Below are 23,743 nucleotides of genomic sequence, written 5' to 3' on the forward strand. Positions count from 1 at the left end.
GGATAAAAAAAGGACGGCTTTTCATGCGCAAACTGGCAATTTTGGGCGCAAGCCTGCTCGTGCTTTCGGTTCAGCCAAGCTTCGCGCAGGATGCGCCGACTACGCCAACCGATGCGACCGCCACGCCCGCCCCCGCCGCGACGCCCGGATCGGCGGTGGGCAGCGCGCGCACCGCGCCCGAACGCCGCCTGACCGGCGCCGACCTGTTCGACCTCGCGATCGCCGCCGATCCGCAGATCAGTCCCGACGGCCGCCACATCGCCTATGTCCGGCGCCAGAACGACATCATGACCGACCGCGCAGTCAGCTCGATCTGGCTGATCGACACGGCAACGGGCGAGGAAACCCCGCTCGCAGGACGCCAAGGCGGCGCCTTCGCCCCGCGCTGGTCGCCCGATGGCAAGCGCCTGGCCTTCGCCTCGACCGAGGGCGGCAGCGCGCAGCTATGGGTGCGCTGGATGGCGGGCGGCGAGGCGGTGCGCCTGACCGGGCTGCCGACCGCGCCATCGTCGCTCGCCTGGGCGCCCGACGGCCGCTCGCTCGCCTATACGATGCTGGTCAAGGATCAGGGGCTCAAGCTCGGCAGCGCTCCCGCCAACAAGCCCGAGGGCGCAAAATGGGCCGAGCCGCTCGAAATCCGCGACCTCCTCGCCTATCGCGCCGATGGACAGGGCTATATCGAACCGGGGTTCGAAAAAATCTTCCTCGTCCCCGCCACCGGCGGCGCACCGCGCCAGCTCACCTTCGGTCCCTATCATGACAATGGCCCGTTGAGCTGGTCGCGCGACGGCCGCACGCTGTATTTCGCCGCCAATCGCAAGCCCGACTGGGAAACCGATCCGCTCGAAAGCGAGGTGCACGCGCTCGACATTGCCAGCGGCCGCGTCACCGCACTCACCGATCGCAACGGCCCCGACGCCAATCCGCTCGTCTCGCCCGATGGCGGCAAGATCGCTTATCTTGGCTTCGACGATGCCGGCCGCGCCTATGAAAATACCCATCTCTACGTGATGAACGCCGACGGTTCGGGGCGCCGCAACCTGACCGGCGACTGGGATTACAGCGTCGATGCGATCCAGTGGGGCGACGGCGGCCGCGCCATCTATGCGCAATATGACGATCGCGGCGAAACCAAGGTCGCGCGCATCGGCCTCGACGGATCGGTGCGCGACGTCGCCAAGGGGCTGTCGGGTGGCGGCATGGACCGCCCCTATGTCGGCGGCAGCTTCACCGTGTCCGACGGCGGCGCGATCGCCTTCACCGGCGGCACCGCGACCCGCCCCGCCGAGGTGCAGCTCGCGCGCGGCGGATCGGCGCGCATCCTCACCGACCTCAACCGCAGCTTGCGCGAAGTCAAATCGCTCGGCGAGGTGCGCAAGATCACCACCCCCTCCAGCCATGACGGCAAGACGATCGAAGGCTGGCTGACCCTCCCCCCCGGTTATGTCGAGGGGACAAAGGTGCCGCTGATCCTCGAAATCCACGGCGGGCCGTTTCAGGCCTATGGTCCGCATTTCTCGACCGATAACCAGCTCTATGCCGCGGGCGGCTACGCCGTCCTTTCCGCCAACCCGCGCGGATCGACCAGCTATGGCGAGGCGTTCGCGCAGGAAATCGACAAGGCCTATCCGGGCAACGACTATTTCGACCTTATCAGCATCGTCGATCGCGCGATCGCGCTCGGCATCGCCGATCCCGACGCGCTGTTCGTCACCGGCGGCTCGGGCGGCGGCGTGCTGACCAGCTGGATCGTCGGAAAGACCAACCGCTTCAAGGCGGCGGTGACCCAAAAACCGGTGATCAACTGGACGACGCAGGCGCTGACCGCCGACGGTCCCGCTTTCTTTGGCCGCTACTGGCTGGGGGCGCAGCCGTGGGAAAAGCCCGAACTTTACTGGTCGCTGTCGCCGCTGTCGCTCGTCGGCGATGTCGAAACCCCGACCCTCGTCGTCGTCGGCGCCGAGGATTACCGCACCCCGGTCAGCGAATCCGAACAATATTATACCGCGCTCCGCCTGCGCGGCGTCCCGACCGCGCTGGTCAAGATCCCCGGCGCCAGCCACGGCGGCATCGCGGCGCGCCCGTCGCAATCGGCGGCCAAGGCCGCTGCAATCCTCGCCTGGTTCGCCAAATATCGCCAGGGCTGGACGCGCCCCCCGGCACCCGCCGCCCCCTGATCCAGCCGCGCCGCTGTGATCGCGATCACCGCGTCACCCGGTCCGTCGCCATAGGATGATCCCGTCGGCCGATCGCGGCCGGGCAAGAACGGAAAATATGGTCGTGCAAAAACTGTTCATGGCGTCGCTCGCCATCCTCATCGCCGCGCTGGCCCCCGCGTCGGTCCCTGCGCGCGCCACCACGCCCGTCTTCACCCCGCTCGACGAGATCGACCGGGTGCGCCAGGCGGGCTGCGGCGTCGACGATTTTGAAGAATTCCTCGCCTGGTACAGCAGCGCGACGACCGGCGGCGGCTGGCTCGAACAGGTCGTTTTCACCGGCTATATGGTCCAGGTCGGCAAGCTCGCCGATCCCGCCGCGCCCGGCTATGGCATCGAACGCCAGCAATATCTGGGGCAGTTCCGGATTACGTCACGCGACTATAGCGCCAGCCGCGACGCTGGCGCGGCACCGCTGCCAGCCGACTATCGCCGCGTCACGCTGACGCGCCTCGGCGACACGCAATATCGCGTCGACTGGCAGGGCGGCCTGCCCTTCGCCGGGGTCGCGGGTGCCGATCGCGACGCGACCGCGGGCGCCTATATTTTCGAACATCAAAAGGATTGCTGGTACCTTACCGGCGACCTGCGCTGAACGGAGGGAGCATCGATGCGTCTCAGCCCCGCCCTCATCCTCCTGCCGCTGCTCCTGCTCGCCCCCGGGGCCGCCGAAGCCCGGCTGCCCCCGCTCGCGGGCCAGCCGCCGGTCGCCAGTCCGCCCTATCGCGAAAGCTGGCGCTACACCTGCGACGTCGAACAGCGGCTTGCGGGCGGCACCGTCACCCTCACCCGCCTGTTCACCGACGATGGCCAACTCGACGGCGGCGATTTCATGCGCTGGACCGCGGCGGGCCACGATCCGCAGAAAACGCAGCGCCCGCTCGAGGTCGAACTGTCGTACATCTGGGATCCCGCGCGCCAGCCCGCGATCGACGACCGCGCGATCGAGCTCAAGCTGCGCGTCGGCATCGACGCCGACCTGCCCGAAGTCGCGCTCCTCCACATCAAGCGCCCCTTCCCGGTCCAGCCGCACGGCATCATCGGCAGCACCGCGCTGTCGACCCAGATCTTTCCCTATGGCGCGCACGACATGACCAACGGCCATGGCGAGCTGCCGCTCGGCGACCTGCTCGCCTATGCGCAGGGTTACGACCGGCTCGACTGGGCGCTGATCCGCCCGTCCGAACGGCTCGGCGGCGACCGCGAGCTTGCGCGCGGCACCCTCGACGTCACGGCACTGCGCCAGGCGGTCGCGGCGCTCCCGGCGCTGCGCTCCGCTCTCGCCGCCAAGACCCCCGATCCCAAAGCGGGCTGCGAACGCGTGCTGTGGCCCGCCACTCCGGATTATTGAGCAAGCCCATGAACGCCCATATCCATTCATCGGACATTCTGAACCGCGCAGCTAAGCCGCACGCCATGATCGACAATATCATCATTGCCGACGATCATCCGATGTTCCGCGCTGGGCTTGGCCAGCTGGTCGGCAACGCCTTTCCGCACCTCGCGATCCATCAGGCCGGAACCGTCGAAGAGATGCTGTGCGTCGCCGAACGCGAAGGCGCGCCGCAGCTGTTCACCATCGACCTGTTGTTCCCCGGCATGGACCCCGCGCAGACGCTGCCGATGCTACGCGACCGCTTTCCGCGCTCGTCGATCGCGGTCGTCTCGATGCTCGACGACGACGCGACGATCGATCGCGTTATGGGTTATGGAGCCGATGCGTTTATTGCCAAATCGGTTCATCCGGACCATATGGTCGCCGGGCTCCGCGCGCTGCAACAGGGCGAATTCGTCGTGCTGAAGCCCGACCGTCCGTCGATGCGCGCGATGCCGCCGCCCCCCGCCGCGCTGACCGAGCGGCAGGTCGAAGTGCTGACCCTGATCGCCCAGAAACAATCGAACAAGCAGATCGCGCGCCGCCTCGACCTGTCGCATTTCACCATCCGCAACCATGTCTCGCACCTGCTGCGCACGATGGGCGCCGCAACGCGCAGCGAACTCGCGGAAAAGGCCCGGAGCGCGGGCATCATCGCCTGACGCACCATAATCCATCGACCAGTCGCCCCCGCAAGCCCCCCACCCCCTTGCATTTCCCCACCCCCCGCGTAAGGCGTCCCCAACAAAAACCGCGCGCGCGACTCCTGCTGGCCCGCTCTCCCGCCACGCCAGCGGACGGTCATTCCCCGCCGCGCCAACAGGGGACTGCTGCAAGATGACGACCACCGGACATGACACGCTGGGCACCCGTTCGACGCTGAGCGTCGGCGGCAAGGATTATGCGTATTATTCGCTCGACAAGGCCGCGGCAAAGCTGGGCGACGTGTCGCGCCTGCCGTTCAGCATGAAGGTGCTGCTCGAAAACCTGCTGCGCTTCGAGGATGGCGGCTTTACCGTGTCGACCGACGACGTCCAGGCGCTGGTCGACTGGCAGAAGGACCCCCATTCGAACCGCGAGATCCAGTATCGTCCGGCGCGCGTGCTGCTGCAGGATTTCACCGGCGTGCCGTGCGTCGTCGACCTCGCCGCGATGCGCGATGCGATCGCCAAGCTCGGCGGCGACACGACCAAGATCAACCCGCTCGTCCCCGTCCACCTCGTCATCGACCACTCGGTCATGGTCGACGAATTCGGCCACCCCAAGGCGTTCGAACAGAATGTCGAGATCGAATATTATCGCAACGGCGAACGCTATGACTTCCTGAAATGGGGGTCGAAATCGCTGTCGAATTTCAAGGCGGTGCCCCCGGGCACCGGCATCTGCCACCAGGTGAACCTCGAACATATCGCGCAGGCGGTGTGGTCGAGCGAGGATGCGTCGGGCGCGACGGTCGCTTATCCCGACACCTGCGTCGGCACCGACAGCCACACGACGATGATCAACGGGCTCGGCGTGCTCGGCTGGGGCGTCGGCGGGATCGAGGCCGAGGCCGCGATGCTCGGCCAGCCCGTGTCGATGCTCATCCCCGAAGTCGTCGGCTTCAAATTCACCGGCAAGCTCAACGAGGGCGTCACCGCGACCGACCTTGTGCTCACCTGCACCCAGATGCTGCGCGAGCGCGGCGTCGTTGGCCGCTTTGTCGAATATTTCGGCCCCGGCCTCGCGACGCTCAGCCTCGCCGACCGCGCGACGCTCGCCAATATGGCGCCCGAATATGGCGCGACCTGCGGCTTCTTCGGCGTCGACGACAAGACGCTCGACTACATGCGCCTGACCGGCCGCAGCGAAGAGAATATCGCGCTGGTCGAGGCCTATGCCAAGCGCCAAGGGCTGTGGATCGTCGAGGGCGCCGCCGACCCGATCTTCACCGACACGCTCGAACTCGACCTGTCGACCGTCGTCGCGTCGCTCGCGGGGCCGAAGCGGCCACAGGACCGCGTCTCGCTTCCCGACGTCGACGATGTGTTCAACGCCGACATGGCGAACACCTATAAAAAGGCGCAGGCGCGCGTGCCGGTCGAGGGCAAGGATTTCGACATCGGCGACGGCGACGTCACCATCGCCGCGATCACCAGCTGCACCAACACCTCGAACCCCGGGGTGCTCGTCGCCGCGGGGCTCGTCGCGAAAAAGGCCGACGCCTATGGCCTGAAGCCCAAGCCGTGGGTCAAGACCAGCCTCGCCCCGGGGTCGCAGGTCGTCACCGACTATCTCGAAAAGGCCGGGCTGCAAAAGCATCTCGACAATGTCGGCTTCAACCTCGTCGGCTATGGCTGCACGACCTGTATCGGCAATTCCGGGCCGCTCGCCGAGCCGATCAGCAAGGCGATCAACGAAAACGGCCTCGTCGCCGCAGCGGTGATCTCGGGCAACCGCAACTTCGAAGGCCGCGTGTCGCCCGACGTGCGCGCGAACTTCCTCGCCTCGCCGCCGCTGGTCGTCGCCTATGCGCTGAAAGGCACGGTGATCGAGGATTTCACCACCACGCCGATCGGTCAGGCCGAGGACGGCAGCGACGTGTATCTGAAGGACATCTGGCCGACCAATCAGGAGGTTGCCGACACGATGGCCGGCGCGCTTGATCGCGGCATGTTCGAGGCGCGCTACGCCAATGTCTATAAGGGCGACGAGCATTGGCAGAAAATCAATGTCGAGGGTTCGGACACCTATCAGTGGCGCGCCGGATCGACCTATGTCGCCAACCCGCCCTATTTTGAGGGCATGACGATGACCCCCGCGCCGGTCAGCGACATCGTGAACGCCAAGCCGCTCGCGATTCTTGGCGACAGCATCACGACCGACCACATCAGCCCCGCCGGCAGCATCAAGGCGGACTCGCCGGCCGGAAAATGGCTGATGGAACATCAGGTCAGCAAGGCCGACTTCAACAGCTATGGCGCGCGCCGCGGCCACCACGACGTCATGATGCGCGGCACCTTCGCCAACATCCGCATCAAGAATGAAATGGTCCCCGGCATCGAGGGCGGCATGTCGCGCTACGGCAGCGAAGTCATGCCGATCTACGACGCCGCGATGCGCCACAAGGCCGACGGCACGCCGCTGGTGGTGATCGCGGGCAAGGAATATGGCACCGGCTCGTCGCGCGACTGGGCGGCGAAGGGCACGAACCTGCTCGGCGTGCGCGCGGTGATCGTCGAGAGCTTCGAGCGTATCCACCGCTCGAACCTCGTCGGCATGGGCGTGCTGCCGCTGCAGTTCCTCGACGGCCAGAGCCGCGAGACGCTGGGGCTGACCGGCGACGACACCTTTACCATCACCGGCGTCGCGGACCTCAAACCGCGCCAGACGGTGACGGTCAACGTCACCCGCCCCGACGGCTCGACCTTCGCCTTCGACACGCTCTGCCGCATCGATACCGCGAACGAGGTCGAATATTATATGAACGGCGGCATCCTGCACTATGTCCTGCGCAAGCTGGCGGCGTAAGCGCGAACGGGCGGGGATCGGGCCATGGGCAAACTGCTGTTCCTGATCCTCGGCCTGGCGCTCGGCCTGCTCCTCGCCCGCTATCTGCGCGGGCAGCGGGCAGGCCGCGACCTTTCCGCGCCGCCGCGACCGATGGTGCGCGTCGGCGACGAGCGGATCGACAATGAGGAAATCCGCGCCCTGATCCGCGCGGACCGCAAGATCGAGGCGATCAAGCTGGTCCGCGAACGCACCGGCCTCGGCCTTGCCGATGCCAAGGACGCGATCGAGGCGCTCGAGCGGACGATGCGCTGAATCGCCTGTCCCCCCGCGGGGTGCAGGCCACCCAAAGGGACAGCCTATGAGCGTTTTACAGATCGCGATCGAGGTTATCGGCTGGCTCGCCGCCGCGCTGATCCTCGCGAGTTACGTCCTGCTCTCGCTCGGCAAAATCGAACCGCGCGGCTATCTCTATCAATGGATGAACGTCATCGGGGCGAGCGGGTTCGTCCTCAATTCGGGCTATAATGGCGCGCTACCCTCGGCGGGGCTGAACGTGGTGTGGGCGTTGATGGGGGTCTTCACCCTGTGGAGCGTGTGGCGCGCGCGCAGGGCAGCTGCGGCGACGCTCCACTAGCGCGTGATGATTTCCGGCTTATAACCCTCGTCATTGCGAGCGAAGCGAAGCAATCCAGAGCGGTTTACGCCTACTCTGGATTGCCGCGTCGCCTTCGGCTCCTCGCAATGACGAAGCGATCTGATGTCATCTCAGCCTACCGGACCACCGCCGTATCCCACGCCGCGACCCTGGCCTTCGTATCGGCCAGCATCGCATCGAGCGCCGCGCGATCATGCACCGATCCGCGCAGGATCACGCTGTCGATCGCCCGCGTCGCGGCAATATCGTCCAGCGGGTTGCGCGTCAGCAGCACCAGATCGGCCGCCATCCCGGGCTTGATCGCTCCATAACGATCCAGCCAGCCGAACCACGCCGGCCCTGCGCGCGTCGCCGACACGAGCGCCTGCGCCGGGGTCAGCCCCTTTTCGACGAAAAGCCCGATCTCGTCATGCAGGCCGAAACCGGGATAGTTGAAGCTGTTGAGGAACCCCGCGTCGGTCCCCGCGATGATCGGCACCCCTGCCTCGGCCAGCATCGGCAGGATCGTTGCGACAGCTTCGATCTGCTCGTGCCGCGCCGCGATCGCGGCGGCGTCGGCCTTGGCCGCGCGCTCGACCCGCCAATCATAGGTCTTGCGCAGCTTCGGTCCGATATAGGCCAGCCCCGCGTCCTTCTTATGATCGTCGCGATCGAGATAGGCGATGATCCGGCTGCCGTTCAGCGTCGGGGTGACCGACACCCCCTGCGCAGCAAAGCGGCGATAGGCGGCCATTGCGGTCGCGCGGTCGAACCCCGCGTCCAGGCGGCGATTCGCCTCGGCGCGGTCGATCCGGCCTGCGGCGAAATCGGCGGCAATCGCCGCCTCGTCCCTCGCCCCGGCATTATACGCATAGTCGAGATGCTCGATCGAACTGATCCCGGCGTCGACCGCCTGCTGCACCGTCAGCGCCATCGGGATATGGCCCGAGGTGCGCAGCCCCAGCGCCTTCGCGCGGGTCAGCGCATAGAGGAAGAGTTCGGGTTTCAACGTGCTGTCGGTGATCTTGACGAAATCGACCTTGTCGCGGCCTTTCAGCCGGGCAAGCGCCGCATCGATATCGGCGGTGCTGCCGACCTCGATCGTCCCTTTCCACAAGGGCTTGATCCCCTCGATCTTGGCGCCCGAGGTCAGCAGGCGCGGCCCGAACAGGTGGCCGTCCGCAATCTCGCCGCGCCAGCCAAGCACCTGATCGGGCAGGTCGCCCGACGCGTCGCGGATCGTCGTGATCCCGTTGGCGACATACAGCGGCAGCAGCGCCCTATTCTCTTCGATCAACTCCGGGCCGCCGCCGAAATGGACATGCATGTCCCACAGGCCGGGGATCAGGAACTTGCCTTCTCCCGCGACCCGCCGCTTAGCCCGCCATTGGCGCGCAATCGCCGCGTCCGCGCCAACCGCGACAATATCGTCGCCGCGCAGCACCACCGCCTGCCCCGGCACCGTCCTGGCACCCTCGACATCGACGATCGTCACTTGGCGGATAATGACATCGGCCTGCTGCGGCGCTGCCGATACCGGGGGCGACGCGGCGAAGAGGGCGAAGGCGATGGCAGCGAGCAGGCGTTTCATGACAAGGAATCCTTCCGAACAGAAGAGCGCCTTAGGATCAGAACCCATGAATTGCACTATCGCGGCTCGGCGCGGCTCCACCGCCGCCTAGGCATATCGCCGTGCAAATGCCGCGGCGGCGCCGAAAAGGCCGGGTTGCGGATGGGTGATCAGCTTCACCGGCATCGCCGCCATCAGATTTTCGAACCGCCCCTTTGCGACAAAGCGTTCGGGAAAGCCCGAGCGGACGAGGCTGTCGCGGATGCGCAGCCCCAGCCCGCCCGCGATGACCACCCCGCTTGCCCCCTGCGCCAGCGCCAGATCGCCCGCGACGCTGCCCAGCGACAGGCAGAAGCGGTCAGCAGCAGCAGCCGCAAGGCTGTCGTCGCCGCGCATCGCCAGCGTCCAGATCGTCCGGTCGTCGAGCGCCGCGACGGCTCGGCCCTCCAGCCCCGCCAGCGTTTCGTATATGTCGACGATGCCGGGCCCCGCCACGATGCGTTCGATCGACACGCGCCGGTACCGGTCGCGCAGCCGCGCCAGGATCGCGTCCTCGATCCGGTCGAGCGGCGCAAAGTCGATATGGCCGCCTTCGGTCGCCTGCACCCGGTAATCGCCGCCGCCGCGCCAAACATGCGCGACGCCCAGTCCGGTGCCGGGGCCGATGACGCTGATCGTGCCGCTTTCGGGAAGCGGTACGTCGGGGCCGCACAGCCGCTCGAAATAGCCCTCGTCGGCCTGCGCGACCGCATGCCCGACCGCCTCGAAATCATTGACCAGCACATGGCGATCGACGTCCAGCTTTTCGCCGATCAACGCGGGGCGGATGAGCCAGGGATTGTTGGTGAAGCGGATGACCTCGCCGCGCACCGGCCCCGCCACCGCGATCGCGGCGCTGCGCGGTACCCCGCCTTCGCGGCGCGCGAACGCTTCCCACGCCGACTGGAAACTGGCGTGCTGCGCGGTTTGCAGCGTCGTCGCTTCGCCCAGCGCCACGACGCGCCCGCCGGCCACTTCGGCGATCGCAAAGCGCGCATGGGTGCCGCCGATATCGACGACAACGACCGCCTCGCTCATCCTGTTCGCTCCCCTTGCGCCGCGATCAGGCCGCAATCGCCCGGATCCGGCGGCGAAGCAAGTATAGCCCGCCCGCCAGCACTGCGGTCGGGACGAGCATCAGCGTGAAGGCGGTGCGCCCGTCGAGATGCGCGAACAGCGCGCCGGTGATGACCGACCCCGTCGTCCCGCCCAGCGCCGAGAAAACGACGACCAGCCCCATCAGCGGCGGGTGGCTGCGCCCCGGCATCGCGCTCAGCATCACCGAAATGATCGTCGGATAGATCGGCGCGAGCGCGAAGCCGATCAGCGGGAACAGGAAAGCCGCGACCGGCGCGTCGCCCCAGCCGGCAATCGGTCCCGGCGCCAGTCCGTCGGCGAGCGGCAGGACCAGGATGATCAGCGCCGCCAGCAGCGCCAGGCAGATGTTGAGCACCGGATACCAGTCAAAGCGCGCCATCACCGCCCCTGCGCCGAACCGCCCGAGCGCGATGCACGCCGCGAACAGGCTGGCCGCCTGCACGCTCATCTGCGCCGGCAGGTGCAACACCTCGTTGTTGAAGGTCGGCAGCCAGGTGCCGATGCCCTGCTCGATCAGGACAAAGACAAAGGCGCAGACGACAAAGATCAGCACCAGCGGCAGCGCCGCCAGCCGCAGCATCGCCAGCATCGGCGCACGCTCGGCCGGCTCCGGATCGTCGGCACCGGGCGCGCCCCGCTCATTGACCGGGGCCGAGAGCAAGATCGCGAGCGCCAGCGCGGTCACCCCCGCCAGCACCCAATAGGCGTTCAGCCAGCGCAGTCCGGCAGGGTCGATAAAGGCGCTGAACACCCAATAGGACGACAGCACCCCGACCATGAACATACCCTCGATCAGGCTGGTCAGGCTCGCATGGTGCCGCGCGTCGGCGGTCACCAGCCCGATCATCGAATAGACGACAACCTTGGCCACCGCGAACGCCGCACCGACCAGCGCGAAATGCAGCTGCGCCGCCCCGAAACTGCCGAGCAAGGGCATGACAATGCACGCGGCGATCGCCAGCACCAGCGATGCGATCAGCGCGTTGCGCAGCCCGAAGCGCGGCAGGTAACTGGCGGTCGCGAACGATACGACCGCGATCGTGATGTCCTTGAACCCCTCCAGCGTGCTCGCCTCGGGCTTGGTCACGCCAAAGCTCGAAATCGACTGCAGGATCACCGTCCCGACGCTGTTGAGCAGCATCGCAAAGGCGACATAGGTCAGGATCAGCGCGGCGATCAGTCGGGTGCGGGCCATGATGCGTCCTTAGGCGAAAGGGGGACGGATGTATCGGGTACGGCAGTGATGGAGGCCATTTTCTACCTCACTTCCCGTCATCCCGGACTTGATCCGGGATCCACCGCTGCGCTGACGTCATGGCCCCCGGATTTAGCCTGTCCTGACCTTGTCGAAGGGTCCAGGGTGGAGAAATATCGAAGCCCCAAAAAAAGAAGGGGTGGCCGCGAAGAGGCCGCGACCACCCAGGGAGGGATGAACTCAGAACCGGTACGCCGCGCTGAACCGGAACGACCGGCCCAGGATCGGGCGCGCATTGACCACCTGTCCGCCGGTCTGCCCCAGCGTGCGCGGATCGCCCTCGGTCAGCCCGGCCTTGTCGGTCAGATTGTCGGCGGTCACCGCAAATTCCAGCGCGTCGTTCACATCGACCCGCACCCCGGCATCGATCTTGAAATAATTCGGCAGCGACTGGGTGTTGGCGGTGTCGGAGAAACGGTCGCCGACATAGCTGAAGGTCGAATAGAGCGAGACCTTGCTGCCGCCGCCGAATTCGATGTCATAGGACGGGGTCACCCGCCATTGCCATTTCGGCTGGCGCTGCACCCGATTGCCGCTGAGGTCGATCGTCCCGCCGCCCGCAAAGAAATCGCGATATTTGGCGTTCAGCCAGGTTCCCGAAAAGGCGATGCTGAAATTGTCGACCGGGCGCAATTGCCCTTCCAGCTCGATCCCGGTGCTGCGCGCGCCGCCGATGTCGGCGACCGGCGCGCCATTCTGGATCACCGTCGTCACCAGCCCGGTGAACTTGGTGTGGAACAAGGTGGCATAGAGCGAGACCGGATCGGTGCGGACCTTGAGCCCACCCTCGAAATTGTCGACCCGCGGCGACACGAAAACCCCGTCGCGCAAATTGTCGAAAAAGGGATTGGTGTTGCCGCGGTTGTAGCGGACATAGGCGCCGATCGACGACGAGAAGTCGTAATTCAGCCCCGCGGTCCACGACCAGGCGCCCTTTTTATACGCAATGGTGCGGAAGGTGCCGTTCAGCACCGCCGTGCCATTGTTATAGAGCGTGTTCGGGTTGCCGTCGGTGTCGACCCCGAAATCATTATTCTCCAGCGTCCCGCTCGCCTTGTAATTCTGGTACCGCACCCCGGCGTCGAAGCGCAATTCGGGCGTGATCTGAAACTCGTCGGTCGCGTAAAAGGCATATTCGCGGCCGTCATAGGCGGCGTTGACGTTGAAGAACGAACCCTGGGTAAAGCCGCGGTCGGTCGCGACCTGGCCGTTCGCCAGCGTCAAATTGAGCAGCCGCGCATTATTTTCGGCGGTCAGCAGATGGACATTGCCCAGGTTCCACTGATCGTTCGATGAAAAATCGGCGAAATAGGCACCGACGGTCAGCTTGTTGCTGCCGCTTTCCCATTCGACCGCCAGGTCGTTGGCGAAATTTTCGATCTGCTTGCGGACGATCCACGTCCCGGCGCGGATCACCTGCTGCGTCCCCGCCACGGCCTGCCCGCCGTCGACATAGGTCAGGCTGCCCACCGTGCTGCCCAGCGAGGCGGCATAGGCGTTGGCGGTCGTCGCGGTGCTCGCGGGGACGAGCCCCGTCGTGTCGGCGTCGCCCTTCAGGTAGCTCGCGCGGTAGCGCAGCTGCACCCCGTCGCCGACCTCATAGTCGAAATTGGTGCCAAGGTTGACCAGCTTGGCGCCGCGGCCGTCGGCCAGATTGGCGCGGGTGCCGTCGGGCAGCGTGCTCAGCCGCGTTTCAGGCCCGGCCAGCGCCCCCGAACCCAGGTCGATATTGCCGAACTGGCGCACCTTGTCGCCGTCGCGGATCACCGGGATCGGCAGCAGCCACTGGCCGCGATCGTTGAGGTAGCGGGCAAAGACGAGGATCGAACCCTTGTCCAGGTCGTGGCGGATATTGCCGGTGATCTGGCCGCCCTTTTCGGCGGTGAAGCGCGGGTCGCGGATGCCGTTGCCGCTGGCATAATAGCCGCCGACCATGAAGCTGGTGTTCTCGCCCAGCGGCCCCGACAGCAGCAGGTCGCCGCGCAGGTCGCCATAATCGGTGACGCTGGCCTTCACCAACCCTTCGAAATCGCGCCCGCCTTCCTTCTGGACGAAGTTGACGGTCAGGCCCGGCTGGCCGTTGCCGAACAGCGCGCCGGTGCCGCCGCGCACCGCCTCGACCCGCTCGATCGTCTCGTCGATGCGGATCAACTGGGTGTTCTCGAGGAACGACAGCGTCGGCGGCGAGAAAAAGGGGACGCCCTGCACGGTCAGCGTGACGAATTCGGCGTCGCCGCCCGACGGATAGCCGCGCACAAAGATGTTGGCGCCATTCTGGCCGCCCGAGCTTTCCGCAGACACGCCGGGGATGACCTTGAACAGGTCGGCGGTGCTGTTCGGCGCCGCGCGCTCGATCGCGTCGGAATTGATGCTGGTGATCGCGAACGCCGCGTCCTGGCGATTGACCCCGCCACCCGCGGTGCCGGTGACAATGATTTCCTCATTCGCCGCCGCCGCATCGTCGACCTGAGGCGATTCCTGCGCGAACGCCGCGGTCGGCAGCGCGGCGAGCGCGATCGACGACAGCAGATAGCTTTTCTTCAACATGGCATATCCTCCACTTTACCTGTTCTGATTGATCGGTTTTTTCGCTCCGCCGCGGCCTGTTCTGCCGACAGGATCTGACCGAGCGAAAGATCGCCGATGGCGGGGACGTTGATGTCGGCATCGGGCAGCGCCTCTTCTGACCCGATGCCAATGGCCACCATGCCCGCCGCATGGATGGCCGAAATTCCGGCGCGGGCGTCCTCGACGCCCACGCAGTCCCGGGGGGACAGGCCCATGCCCGCGGCACAGGCCAGGAAAATGTCGGGCGCGGGCTTGGCGTTCGCCACCGCCCCCGCGTCGGCAATGAAATCGAACGCGTCGGCGATACCCAGCAGGCGCACGACGTCGCGCGCGTTGCGGCTGGCCGAGGCAAGTCCGATCTTCAGCCCGGCGGCACGCAGGTCGGCGAACAGCCCTTCCACGCCATCGAACAGATTGGCGGGCGAATAGCCCCTGAGCCGCGCAACATAGCTGGCGTTTTTTTCGGCGAGCATCGCCTCGAACTTCGGCTGCGCGACCGCCTTGCCCGACTGGTCGAGAATCAGCCGCAGCGATCCGGCGCGATCGACGCCCTTCAGCGCATGGTTGGCGTCGCGGTCGAACGTCAGCCCGTGCGCGTCGGCAAGCGCCTGCCACGCGTGGTAATGATCCTCGGCGGTGTCCGTCAGCACCCCGTCGAGGTCAAAGATCACGCCCTTCAGCGCCGGGCGGACCATCGTCACCGGCTCGCTGCCCACCGCCAGCGGGCGGCCATGGTCCAGAATATCGACCGGCGCCCCCGCCAGCAGGCGATAGGTAGAGCCCGCGGCATCGACCGCCAGCTCGATCGTGCTGCCGCGCCATTGCAGGCGAAAGCGATAACCGGTCCAAGCGGTGGGCAGCTGCGGGCGAAACGACGGCACCGCGCCGTCGAGGCGCAGTCCGCCCCACCCCTGCGCCAGCACCAGCCAGCTGCCCGCCAGCGCCGCCATATGCAGCCCGTGCGACGTGTTGCCGTGGCGATCCTCCAGATCGACAAAGGCGCATTCGCCGAGGAAAGCGAGCGCCGCGGCCTCGTCGCCCAGCCGCGCCGCCGCGATCGCGAACGATACCGACGACAGCGTCGAATCATGCGTGGTGACCCCGGCATAAAAATCGAAATTGCGCCGCTGCCGCGCCAGTGGCATCGCGGTCAGGTCCATCGCCATCGCCTGCACGACATTGCCCTGCTTCGCGACCTGGTGGCGGAACAGGATCATCGGGTGATAGCGCATCAACAGCGGCCCATGGCCATCACCCGCCGCCCATCCCGGCAGTTTGGGGCGGCCCAGAAACGCATCGTCCTGCGGATTGATGCCAAGCTCGGCATCGACCGGCAGCCACATCGCCGCCGCCGCGCGGCGCCATTCGGTCGCTTCGGCGTCGCTCACATCCACCGCGCCCGCTTGGCCGCGGCCGCTGCTGCGCAGCCAGTCCGCGGTGTCGGCGGCATAGGCCAGATGGCGACGCGCGATCGCGTTGGTGTAAAAATCATTGTCGACCAGCGCCGAATATTCGTCGGGTCCGGTCACGCCGTGGATGCAAAAGGCGCCGCCGCGCCGCGGATCGAATGCGCCGATCTCCATCCAGATGCGCGCGGTGTCGAACAGCATCGGCGCCGCCTGGCTAAGGAAATCATCATCGCCGGTCGCCGCGACATACAGCGCCAGCGCATAGGCGATGTCGCCATTGATATGATATTGCGCCGACCCCGTCGGATAGTGCGACGAACATTCGTCGCCGCCGATCGTCCGCCACGGATAGAGCGCGCCCCGGCTGTGGCCGAGCGCCTTGGCATGTGCCCGCGCGCGGTCGAGCTTGCCGATGCGATAGGCCAGCAAGGTGCGCGCTTTCGCGGGCGCCTGCAACGCCAGCACCGGCAGCATGAAGGTTTCGGCGTCCCAGAAATAATGACCCTCATACCCCTCGCCGGTCAGCCCCTTGGCGCCGATGCTGTGCCTGGGATCGCGGCTCGCCGACTGGTGGAGCTGGAACAGGTTGAAGCGCAGCGCGCCGGCAAGTTCGTCGTCACCATCGATCGCGAGGTCGGCATTGCCCCACAGCTGCGCCAACGCCGCGCGCTGCGCCTCGGCAATCGTGTCGAAATCGGTCGGTGCATCGTCCAGCACGGCAAGATCGACCGGGTGGCCGCGCGCGGCAGCCAGCACGACCACCCGGTCGATCGTCAGGACGCCGCCGGCGACCAGCTCGCCCTGCACGACATGCCCGCCCACCACCGCGGCGACCGGCGCGGCGGGGCAAGTGACATGCTGCGCATAGGCAAGCTCGACGGCGTCCTGCGCGAACCGGGTGACCGATGACGGGTCGCCCGGCAGGGGGGAAAGCATCGCCCACGCCGGGCGCAGCCGCGCCGAAATGCGCGGATCATCGGCGTCGGCGCCGGTCGGGGCGGCGCTGTCGGCGCCAAAGGTCAGCGTCGCGGTCAAGGCACCGCCGAAATCGAGGGGGCGAATATCGATGCGCGACGCGACGCACGCCGCACCCGCCAGCGGCACGATCCGCGCGGCGGCAATCTCGATCCGGCGCCCATCGGCCAGCCGCCACCGCGTCACACGGTTCAATGTGCCTTTGGCAAGATTGAGCGTGGTTTCGGTGTCGGCAACTTCGGCGGCGGCAAAATCGACCGGCGCGCCGTCGATCGCCAGTCGCAGCAGCACCGGGCTGGGGCACGCGATCCGCGTATCGGTCGCGCTCGCATAGCCGGGGAAGCTTTCGTGATAATCGATCGGGCGGCGGACATAGGCGTCGGGCAGATAGGCCGCGGGCGCTGTCGCCAGCTCGTCGACCACCCCTTCGACGCCGACCAGCCCGTTCGCCAGCGCAAACAGCGCCGCCGCCTGCGCCCCGGTGGCATCGGCGCCGCGGCGGACGAGCGTCGTCACCCCGGCGCCATTCGGCGCCGCCGGTATCGCGCCTGCGCCAGACTGCGCTGACGCCACTACGCCCAGACTGTGTTCGGAAATCGCCACCGCATCCTCATCCCGGCACGGGCTGCTCGGCCCCTGCTCTGGAACGGGGTGTCCCGCAAAATGGTATCGATGTCAAGGTATCGATACCATTTTGCCTTTCAGGTCACGCTGTGCGGCACTTTCGCAACCTTCCGGCTAACTCTCGCGAACGATCAATTCGACCGGCATCGCCCGCGAATCCACGGCTTTTCCAGCCACCAGATCGAGCACCTTCTCGGCCAGCAATTCGCCGCCCACGCCCCAATCCTGGCGGATGCTGGTCAGCGGCGGCGAGAACAGTCCCGCCCCCGGCGAATCATCGAACCCGACGACCGACACCGCACCGGGAACATCATGCCCCCGCGCCCGCAGCGCCTCGATCGCCCCCATCGCAATCGCGTCGCTGCTCGCAAAAATGCCGTCGAAGCCCGGCGCCGCGCCGTCCAGCAACGGCGCCACCGCCTCGCGCCCCGCCGCGACCGTGAAGGCGCAGGGAATATTGGCGACGATCGCGGCATCGGTCCCAGCGAGTCCGTCGCGAAAGCCGTTCAGCCGGTCCTCGGCCTCGCCATGCTCAGCGTCGCCCAGGAACAACAGCCGCCGCCGCCCGCGACCCACCAGATATTCGGCCGCCAGCCGCCCGCCTTCGCGATTGTCGCTGCCAACGACGATACGCTCCGGCGGGCCATGCGCGGCGCCCCAGACCACATAGGGCAGGCCCGTCGCCGCGATCACCGCCGCCGCGTCGTCATGCACACCCTGCCCCAGCAGGATCACCCCGTCGGCCGACGGCGGCGCCTCGGAAAACAGGTCGATCGTCGTCAGCACCATATTCTGCCCCGCCGCGGTCAGCTGTTGCAGGATGCCGCCCAGCAACAGCAGCGGATAAGGCTCGCTCATCAACCGTTCGTGCGACGGCGTCATTTCAATGACCACCGCGATCGTGCGCGTGCGCTGTTGCCGCAAATTGCGCGCCGACACGTTGAGCCGGTACCCCATCCGCTCGGCGGTCTCGCGGATCAGAGCGCGTGTGCTCTCTTTCACCGTCGAATGGTTCGACAGCGCCCGCGAAACGGTGATCTTCGCAACCCCCAGTTCGCGCGCGACATCCGCCATGGTCGGCCGCGCGCCGTCGCCGGGCTTGTCCCTGCTCATCCGCAGTTCCGCGAGGCGATGGATAGCGAAGGATCGGTGCACGCAAGCATGCGCACCCCCTAACCATTGACCGGTGGCTTTCACAAGCGGCTTCGCAAGGCCGCGGAGCGGGTTAGGGGATCCCGGTTTCAACGATTGCAGTCAAATGGGGACCGGCTGGTGGGCGCTGACGGGCTCGAACCGCCGACCCTCTCGGTGTAAACGAGATGCTCTACCAACTGAGCTAAGCGCCCCCGGGAATGTCGCCATGTGCCGGGAAGCGCGCCCCTGCCACAAGCGGCGCGCGGTGGCAAGCGCGTGCGCCCTTATTCCTCCAGCGCCTCGAAATAGCGCGCGAGCGCGTCGTACGCCCCTTCGGCCAGCGCGATGAAGATGCGGCGCCCGTCGTGCGGATCAGCATCGCGCACGAACAGCCCGGCGTCGGTCATCGTCTTGATCCAGCGCAGCGCGGTCGTTGCAGGAACCGCCGCGGCGATGCACAGGCTCGACACCGACACCGGCTGGCGCTCCAGCCGCGCCGCGTACAGGTCGAGCAGCATGTCCCACGCGGGATCGGCGAACAGGTCAGCGGGAAAATATTGTTCGCGCATCCGCCGCTGGCGCAGCATCCGCCGCACCGCCTTGGCGCGTTGCCGGTCGAGCGTCCGTTCTTCGGGAACAAAGCTGCGCGGCATCGCGGCAAAATCGCGCGAGGGCGAACGCAGTTGCCCCGGATAGTCGTCCATATCTTCGCCGCGCGGGACAAACCCCGTCGGCGCACCGGACAAGCCGCCGCGTTGCCCCGCCAGATCGCCGAGCAATCGCGAGATGCGCGCCACCTCGTCCTGCAACCGGTCGATCCGCTCCATGGCATCGTCGCGAGCGATGTCGTGCAACACCCCGTGCCGGGTCCGCCGCGCCGCTGCCAGCGCGACCAGCTTGTCCGTCGGGTCGGCATCGACCAGGAACTGGGCATTGAGCGCCGCCGGAATGGCCGCCACGACGCGGTCAAGCGCGGTGAGCGACGTTTCGCAAATCAGGCGGCATTCCTGCTCGCCCGCCGCCGCGCAAATGTCCGCGAGCGTCGCACCGTCCACCGTATCCGCCGCCGCGAGCCATATGATGTCGAGCAACCCGCTGTGCCGGATATAGCCTGCCGCGCGCGCCGCGGGCAGCATATTGGCAAGCCGTATGTCGCCGAGCTCCGCCATCGCGGGCAATGCCGAAGGCGGGCCGACGAACAACAAGGGTGACGCCGCGCCGCTGCGCATTCGCCCGCCAATTTGCGGCGGCCAGGCGGCGGCCGTGTCGATACCGCCGAACGGAACCGTCGACAGCCCCGATCGCTGCGGTGCTTCATGGTCGATCATGCTCATAGTCCCCATTTCATCGCTCCACCTTGGCGTAACTATGTCGTCATTTCGGCGCCATTCACCTTTTGTTCGCTCCTCTTTGCCGCCGATATGGACCCGTCCGATCGCCACTTCGCGAGTCGGCGGGGATCGAGCGCCGGGAAGTTGATCCATTTTGGACACGGTTTGTTCTCATCGTCAACCGATATTTCACCCTTGCCAAGCGGTGACCACGCGGTCAGGCGCGTGCAATGGTCCGTCCCCGCTTTCTCCCTACCCGGCTACACTGGCGGCGGCGCCTTCGTTCGCTGCTGGCGCTGCTGCTGATCGCGGCAATGGCGATGATCGCGTGGACCTGGCTGCCATCGCCGGTGCATGTGGTGCCGCTCGTCCATGTCATCGACGGCGACAGCCTGACCGTGCGGCAAGGCGACGGGCCGGTGACGATCCGCCTGACCGGGATCGATGCCGCCGAATATCGTCAGGATTGCGCGCGCCGCGACGCGCGCCGCTGGCCGTGCGGGCGCGACGCGCGAACCGCGCTGGAGAAATTGGCAGGCCGCGCTCCGCTGCATTGCGAGCTCGCCGCGAAGGACCGTTACGACCGCACCCTCGCCACATGCCGCACCCGTCCCTCCCCCGACGGTATCGACCTTGGGGCCGAGATGGTGCGGCTGGGCTGGGCAGTGGCGACCAGCGATGATTATCTGCCCGAAGAAGCCGAAGCGCAGGCGCAGCGCCGCGGCATTTGGCAGGGCGATTTTGTGCGCCCCGCCGCGTGGCGCGCCGCGCACGAGCGCCCTGCAACTTTGCTGACGGCGCCCGACGCCTAGCCGCAACGCACCCGCTATGCCTCGCCGCCGTTTCCGGCTAGGGCGAGCAGCATGAACAGCCTGTTTCCCGTCATGATCGGCGGCGCGATCGGCGCCGGTGCCCGCCATCTGGTGGGACAGGCGATGCTTGCGCGGCTTGGTCCCGGCTTCCCCTGGTGGACGCTGGCGATCAATATCGCGGGCAGCCTGCTGATGGGCCTGCTCATCGGCGCGCTGGCGCGCGGCGACGGAGTCAACGATACGCTACGACTCTTCGTCGGCGTTGGGGTACTCGGCGGCTTCACCACCTTTTCCTCTTTCAGCATGGAATTCTGGATGCTCTTCGAACGCGGCCAGACCGCGCAGGCCTTTGCCTATGTCCTTGCGTCGGCGGTCGGCGCGATCTTCGCCTGCGGGCTCGGCCTCTTCCTGATGCGGCAGGTGCCGGCATGAGCGAGCCGAAGACCAAGCTCGACGGCGCGACGATCGCCGAGGAGGACGACGGCATCCGGCTCGACCGCTGGTTCAAGCGCCACCGCGAAGGCACGCCGCACGCGCTGCTCGCGCGCTGGGCGCGTTCGGGCCAGCTGACCCTCGACGGCAAAAAAGCCGATGTGTCCGATCGCATCGCCGCAGGGCAAAAGCTGGTCATGCCGACGCCGCCGGTCGAAACCGCGGCGCGCCCGGCGCGCAAGGGTCGCCCGCTGACCGACGCCGACGTCGAACTGGCGACCGGCATGATGATCCACCGCGACGCAAGCGCGATCGTGATCAACAAATTGCCCGGCCTCGCGACGCAGGGCGGCACCAAGACCGAGCAACATGTCGATGGCCTGCTCGACGCGTTGAAATTCGACGGCCCGACGCGTCCCAAGCTCGTCCACCGGCTCGACAAGGACACGTCGGGCGCGCTGCTGATCGCGCGCACTCCGCGCGCCGCGGCCTATTTCGCCAAAAGCTTTTCCAACCGCAGCGCGCGCAAGACCTATTGGGCGATCATCGTCGGGGTTCCCGACATCCAGCAGGGCGAAATCGACCTGCCGCTGGCCAAGCAGCCGGGGTCGGGCGGCGAAAAAATGCACGTCCACGACGATGGCCTGCCGTCGAAGACGCGCTACCGCGTGATTGAGCGCGCGGGCAACAGCGCGGCGTGGGTCGAACTCCAGCCGCTGACCGGGCGCACCCACCAGCTGCGCGTCCATATGGCGGCGATCGGTCACCCGATTGTCGGCGACGGCAAATATGGGGGCAAGGGGGCGTTCCTGACCGGGACGATCAGCCGCAAGATGCACCTGCATAGTCGTCGGCTGCGCATCGACCATCCCGACGGCGGCGCGATCGACGTTAGCGCCGAGGTGCCCGATCATTTCGCCGCCAGCCTCGACGCGCTCGGCTTCGATCCGCTGCTCGGCGAGATCGGGACCGACGATGTCGCCAAAGGGCCGCCGCCGAAAGCCGCGGCAAAGGCCGCCGCCAAGGCGCATAGCAAACAGATCCGCAAGGCGCGGCGCGGCGAGCGCCGCGGACGGACCGCGACGAGCAAGCCGACCGACCATGTCGGCAAGCCGAAGCCCAAGGCCAAGCCCGGCAAACCCGCGAGCCGCAAGCCCGGCGCGAAAAAGCCGCCCCCGCGCCCCGCCCGGCCCCGCTGATGCATCCGAACAGCGCCTTTCGGCCAAAGCAGGACGATCTGGCCGAACTGCTCGTGCGCGAGATCGGCTTTGCCGCGATCTTCGCCGCCACGCCCGACGGGCCGCGCGTCGCGCATGCGCCGTTGGTGTTCTCTGACGACGCCGCGACGCTGCAATTCCACCTCGCGCGCGGCAATGCGTTGACGCGGCATCTCGACGGCGCAACGGCGCTCGCCGTCGTGCAGGGGCCCGACGCCTATGTCAGCGCCAGCTGGTACGAAACGCCCGATCAGGTGCCAACGTGGAACTATGTCGCGGTCGAAATGGAGGGTACCGTCAGCAAGCTGGACGACGCCGCACTCATCGCGCAGCTCGACACGCTCTCGGCGATCCATGAAGCGCGCGTCGGGGCAAACCCGCCATGGACGCGCGGCAAGATGAACCCGGCGCTGTTCAGCAAGATGACCGGCGCCATCGTCGGCTTTGAAATGCGGATCACCGCTTGGCGCCCGACGATCAAACTGTCGCAGAACAAGTCCGCCGACGAACGCGAGCGCGTCGCCGCGGGGGTCGAAGCGACCGGCCACGGCGCGCTTGCCCAGTTGATGCGCCGCCTCGGCGGCGATAGGGACAGCGCATGACCCGGCCCGACGATACCCTCGCCAAAAAGCGCTTCTTTGCGATGACGATCATGCGCCTGATGGGCGTCGCCTTCATCGCGATCGGCTTTATCCTGATCAGCGGCGGCTTCACGCTCGCGGGCCAGCCGACCGACCGCTGGATCGGCGCCGCGATCGTGCTGGTCGGCGCGTTCGATTTCGCGGTGATGCCCCTGCTGCTCGCGCGCCGCTGGCGCTCTCCCAAAGACCTGTGAAGCGCTTCTGGAAAGAGGTCGCCGTCATCGATGACGATGGCGGCTGGGGCATCGCGCTCGACGGGCGCCCGGTGCGCACGCCGCAGCGCGCTTCGCTGGCGGCGCCGAGCGCGGCGCTGGCCGAAGCGATTGCCGCCGAATGGCGCGCGGTGGGCGAAACAATCGACCCCGGCGCAATGCCGATGACCGGGCTGGCCAATGCCGCGATCGACCTGGCGGCGCCCGACGTCGCGGCCTTTGCCGCGCCGGTCGCGGCTTATGCGGAGAGCGACCTTTTCTGCTATCGCGACGCGCGCGACGCAGCGTTGCAGGCCGAGCAGGCGGCGGCGTGGAACCCGCTGCTGGCTTGGGCCGAGGGACGCTATGGCGTCGAGTTCGCGCCGACGCAGGGCGTGCTGCCGGTCGACCAACCCGCAGCAACCATCGCGGCCCTACGCGATGCCGTGTTCGCACAGGACCCGTGGCAGATCACGGCGCTGACGCCGCTGGTCACGATCGGCGGCTCGCTCGTCGCCGGGCTCGCGCTGCTCGAAAACGCCTTCGACACCGATGCCTTGTGGCAGGCGGTCAGCCTTGACGAGCTTTACCAGGAACGCCGCTGGGGCGCCGACAGCGAAGCGCAGAAAGCGCGCGCGGGCAACCAGCGCGCGTGGGACAATGCGGCGCGGTTTCTCGCTCTGATAGAAAGAACCTGACCTTCAACCCGTTCGTGTCGAGCGAAGTCGAG

At 67.1% G+C, this 23,743-nt stretch carries 20 protein-coding genes and 1 tRNA gene; 13 read left to right on the top strand and 8 right to left on the bottom strand.

Annotation, left to right across the window (positions count from 1 at the left end):
• The first annotated feature begins 23 nt into the window (after positions 1 to 23).
• The 7 genes from G9408_RS09760 (at position 24) to G9408_RS09790 (ending at position 7,717) form a co-directional block, all read left to right on the top strand.
• Entirely contained in the window at positions 24 to 2,177 is a 2,154-nt protein-coding gene (locus G9408_RS09760; RefSeq protein WP_168453818.1) for a S9 family peptidase, read from the top strand.
• 97 nt (positions 2,178 to 2,274) lie between these two features.
• A complete protein-coding gene (locus G9408_RS09765; protein ID WP_168453819.1) occupies positions 2,275 to 2,811 on the top strand; it encodes a hypothetical protein in 537 nt (178 codons plus the stop codon).
• Positions 2,812 to 2,826: 15 nt separating this feature from the next.
• The gene (locus G9408_RS09770) at positions 2,827 to 3,567 is read left to right on the top strand and encodes a hypothetical protein (protein ID WP_168453820.1); all 741 of its coding nucleotides are present in this window, start codon (positions 2,827 to 2,829) and stop codon (positions 3,565 to 3,567) included.
• A gap of 65 nt (positions 3,568 to 3,632) precedes the next feature.
• A complete protein-coding gene (locus tag G9408_RS09775; RefSeq protein WP_168453821.1) occupies positions 3,633 to 4,253 on the top strand; it encodes a LuxR C-terminal-related transcriptional regulator in 621 nt (206 codons plus the stop codon).
• Positions 4,254 to 4,428: 175 nt separating this feature from the next.
• On the top strand, positions 4,429 to 7,101 hold the full coding sequence (gene acnA, locus G9408_RS09780) for an aconitate hydratase AcnA (protein ID WP_168453822.1): 2,673 nt from the start codon (positions 4,429 to 4,431) through the stop codon (positions 7,099 to 7,101).
• A 24-nt stretch (positions 7,102 to 7,125) separates the two neighbouring features.
• Positions 7,126 to 7,395 carry a ribosomal protein L7/L12 gene (locus G9408_RS16475; RefSeq protein ID WP_210423306.1) on the top strand — a complete coding sequence of 90 codons (270 nt, stop codon included), beginning with the start codon at positions 7,126 to 7,128 and terminating at the stop codon, positions 7,393 to 7,395.
• Between the two features lie 46 nt (positions 7,396 to 7,441).
• The gene (locus tag G9408_RS09790) at positions 7,442 to 7,717 is read left to right on the top strand and encodes a CBU_0592 family membrane protein (RefSeq protein WP_168453823.1); all 276 of its coding nucleotides are present in this window, start codon (positions 7,442 to 7,444) and stop codon (positions 7,715 to 7,717) included.
• A gap of 136 nt (positions 7,718 to 7,853) precedes the next feature.
• On the opposite strand, the gene G9408_RS09795 is transcribed toward G9408_RS09790, so the two are convergent.
• The 8 genes from G9408_RS09795 to G9408_RS09830 all read right to left on the bottom strand — a co-directional run bounded on the left by G9408_RS09795 (position 7,854) and on the right by G9408_RS09830 (position 19,717).
• Positions 7,854 to 9,308 (bottom strand): amidohydrolase family protein, encoded by a 1,455-nt coding sequence (locus G9408_RS09795; protein WP_168453824.1) that lies wholly within the window; start codon positions 9,306 to 9,308, stop codon positions 7,854 to 7,856.
• 87 nt (positions 9,309 to 9,395) lie between these two features.
• Positions 9,396 to 10,364 (bottom strand): glucokinase, encoded by a 969-nt coding sequence (locus G9408_RS09800; protein ID WP_168453825.1) that lies wholly within the window; start codon positions 10,362 to 10,364, stop codon positions 9,396 to 9,398.
• A 25-nt stretch (positions 10,365 to 10,389) separates the two neighbouring features.
• Positions 10,390 to 11,619 (bottom strand): MFS transporter, encoded by a 1,230-nt coding sequence (locus G9408_RS09805; protein ID WP_168453826.1) that lies wholly within the window; start codon positions 11,617 to 11,619, stop codon positions 10,390 to 10,392.
• Positions 11,620 to 11,859: 240 nt separating this feature from the next.
• Positions 11,860 to 14,226, bottom strand: coding sequence for a TonB-dependent siderophore receptor (locus tag G9408_RS09810; protein WP_168453827.1), 2,367 nt, complete (start codon positions 14,224 to 14,226; stop codon positions 11,860 to 11,862).
• The gene (pgmB, locus tag G9408_RS09815; protein ID WP_328804434.1) at positions 14,220 to 17,234 is read right to left on the bottom strand and encodes a beta-phosphoglucomutase; all 3,015 of its coding nucleotides are present in this window, start codon (positions 17,232 to 17,234) and stop codon (positions 14,220 to 14,222) included. Before pgmB ends, G9408_RS09810 begins: the two co-directional genes overlap by 7 nt.
• Before the next feature lie 135 nt (positions 17,235 to 17,369).
• Entirely contained in the window at positions 17,370 to 18,368 is a 999-nt protein-coding gene (locus tag G9408_RS09820) for a substrate-binding domain-containing protein (protein ID WP_168453828.1), read from the bottom strand.
• A gap of 157 nt (positions 18,369 to 18,525) precedes the next feature.
• Positions 18,526 to 18,601, bottom strand: a tRNA-Val gene (locus G9408_RS09825).
• 72 nt (positions 18,602 to 18,673) lie between these two features.
• Positions 18,674 to 19,717 (bottom strand): winged helix DNA-binding protein, encoded by a 1,044-nt coding sequence (locus G9408_RS09830; protein WP_210423307.1) that lies wholly within the window; start codon positions 19,715 to 19,717, stop codon positions 18,674 to 18,676.
• 233 nt (positions 19,718 to 19,950) lie between these two features.
• Between G9408_RS09830 and G9408_RS09835 the strand changes: the two genes are divergently transcribed.
• The 6 genes from G9408_RS09835 to G9408_RS09860 are packed head-to-tail and all read left to right on the top strand — an operon-like array spanning position 19,951 to position 23,711.
• A complete protein-coding gene (locus G9408_RS09835; protein ID WP_210423308.1) occupies positions 19,951 to 20,532 on the top strand; it encodes a thermonuclease family protein in 582 nt (193 codons plus the stop codon).
• A gap of 51 nt (positions 20,533 to 20,583) precedes the next feature.
• Positions 20,584 to 20,964, top strand: a complete 381-nt coding sequence (gene crcB / locus G9408_RS09840; protein WP_168453829.1) for a fluoride efflux transporter CrcB — start codon at positions 20,584 to 20,586, stop codon at positions 20,962 to 20,964.
• Entirely contained in the window at positions 20,961 to 22,163 is a 1,203-nt protein-coding gene (locus G9408_RS09845; RefSeq protein WP_168453830.1) for an RluA family pseudouridine synthase, read from the top strand. Before crcB ends, G9408_RS09845 begins: the two co-directional genes overlap by 4 nt.
• Complete coding sequence (locus G9408_RS09850; protein WP_168453831.1) at positions 22,163 to 22,783, top strand: FMN-binding negative transcriptional regulator; 621 nt, start codon at positions 22,163 to 22,165, stop codon at positions 22,781 to 22,783. The genes G9408_RS09845 and G9408_RS09850 overlap by 1 nt, the downstream gene beginning before the upstream one ends.
• Complete coding sequence (locus G9408_RS09855) at positions 22,780 to 23,016, top strand: hypothetical protein (protein WP_168453832.1); 237 nt, start codon at positions 22,780 to 22,782, stop codon at positions 23,014 to 23,016. The genes G9408_RS09850 and G9408_RS09855 overlap by 4 nt, the downstream gene beginning before the upstream one ends.
• Positions 23,013 to 23,711 carry an ATP12 family protein gene (locus tag G9408_RS09860; RefSeq protein ID WP_168453833.1) on the top strand — a complete coding sequence of 233 codons (699 nt, stop codon included), beginning with the start codon at positions 23,013 to 23,015 and terminating at the stop codon, positions 23,709 to 23,711. Before G9408_RS09855 ends, G9408_RS09860 begins: the two co-directional genes overlap by 4 nt.
• Positions 23,712 to 23,743 lie beyond the last annotated feature (32 nt).

Source organism: Sphingopyxis microcysteis (assembly GCF_012274265.1).
GTDB lineage: Bacteria > Pseudomonadota > Alphaproteobacteria > Sphingomonadales > Sphingomonadaceae > Sphingopyxis > Sphingopyxis microcysteis.

What these genes read in the sequence shown, in the direction of transcription:
- acnA (WP_168453822.1), top strand. Translation starts at nt 4,429, where the DNA reads ATGACGACCACCGGACATGACACGCTGGGCACCCGTTCGACGCTGAGC.
- G9408_RS09775 (WP_168453821.1), top strand. Translation starts at nt 3,633, where the DNA reads ATGATCGACAATATCATCATTGCCGACGATCATCCGATGTTCCGCGCT.
- G9408_RS09855 (WP_168453832.1), top strand. Translation starts at nt 22,780, where the DNA reads ATGACCCGGCCCGACGATACCCTCGCCAAAAAGCGCTTCTTTGCGATG.
- G9408_RS09820 (WP_168453828.1), bottom strand. Translation starts at nt 18,368, where the DNA reads ATGAGCAGGGACAAGCCCGGCGACGGCGCGCGGCCGACCATGGCGGAT.
- G9408_RS16475 (WP_210423306.1), top strand. Translation starts at nt 7,126, where the DNA reads ATGGGCAAACTGCTGTTCCTGATCCTCGGCCTGGCGCTCGGCCTGCTC.
- G9408_RS09830 (WP_210423307.1), bottom strand. Translation starts at nt 19,717, where the DNA reads ATGATCGACCATGAAGCACCGCAGCGATCGGGGCTGTCGACGGTTCCG.
- G9408_RS09790 (WP_168453823.1), top strand. Translation starts at nt 7,442, where the DNA reads ATGAGCGTTTTACAGATCGCGATCGAGGTTATCGGCTGGCTCGCCGCC.
- G9408_RS09850 (WP_168453831.1), top strand. Translation starts at nt 22,163, where the DNA reads ATGCATCCGAACAGCGCCTTTCGGCCAAAGCAGGACGATCTGGCCGAA.
- G9408_RS09845 (WP_168453830.1), top strand. Translation starts at nt 20,961, where the DNA reads ATGAGCGAGCCGAAGACCAAGCTCGACGGCGCGACGATCGCCGAGGAG.
- crcB (WP_168453829.1), top strand. Translation starts at nt 20,584, where the DNA reads ATGAACAGCCTGTTTCCCGTCATGATCGGCGGCGCGATCGGCGCCGGT.
- G9408_RS09795 (WP_168453824.1), bottom strand. Translation starts at nt 9,308, where the DNA reads ATGAAACGCCTGCTCGCTGCCATCGCCTTCGCCCTCTTCGCCGCGTCG.
- G9408_RS09765 (WP_168453819.1), top strand. Translation starts at nt 2,275, where the DNA reads ATGGTCGTGCAAAAACTGTTCATGGCGTCGCTCGCCATCCTCATCGCC.
- G9408_RS09800 (WP_168453825.1), bottom strand. Translation starts at nt 10,364, where the DNA reads ATGAGCGAGGCGGTCGTTGTCGTCGATATCGGCGGCACCCATGCGCGC.
- G9408_RS09810 (WP_168453827.1), bottom strand. Translation starts at nt 14,226, where the DNA reads ATGTTGAAGAAAAGCTATCTGCTGTCGTCGATCGCGCTCGCCGCGCTG.
- G9408_RS09760 (WP_168453818.1), top strand. Translation starts at nt 24, where the DNA reads ATGCGCAAACTGGCAATTTTGGGCGCAAGCCTGCTCGTGCTTTCGGTT.
- G9408_RS09770 (WP_168453820.1), top strand. Translation starts at nt 2,827, where the DNA reads ATGCGTCTCAGCCCCGCCCTCATCCTCCTGCCGCTGCTCCTGCTCGCC.
- G9408_RS09835 (WP_210423308.1), top strand. Translation starts at nt 19,951, where the DNA reads ATGGTCCGTCCCCGCTTTCTCCCTACCCGGCTACACTGGCGGCGGCGC.
- G9408_RS09805 (WP_168453826.1), bottom strand. Translation starts at nt 11,619, where the DNA reads ATGGCCCGCACCCGACTGATCGCCGCGCTGATCCTGACCTATGTCGCC.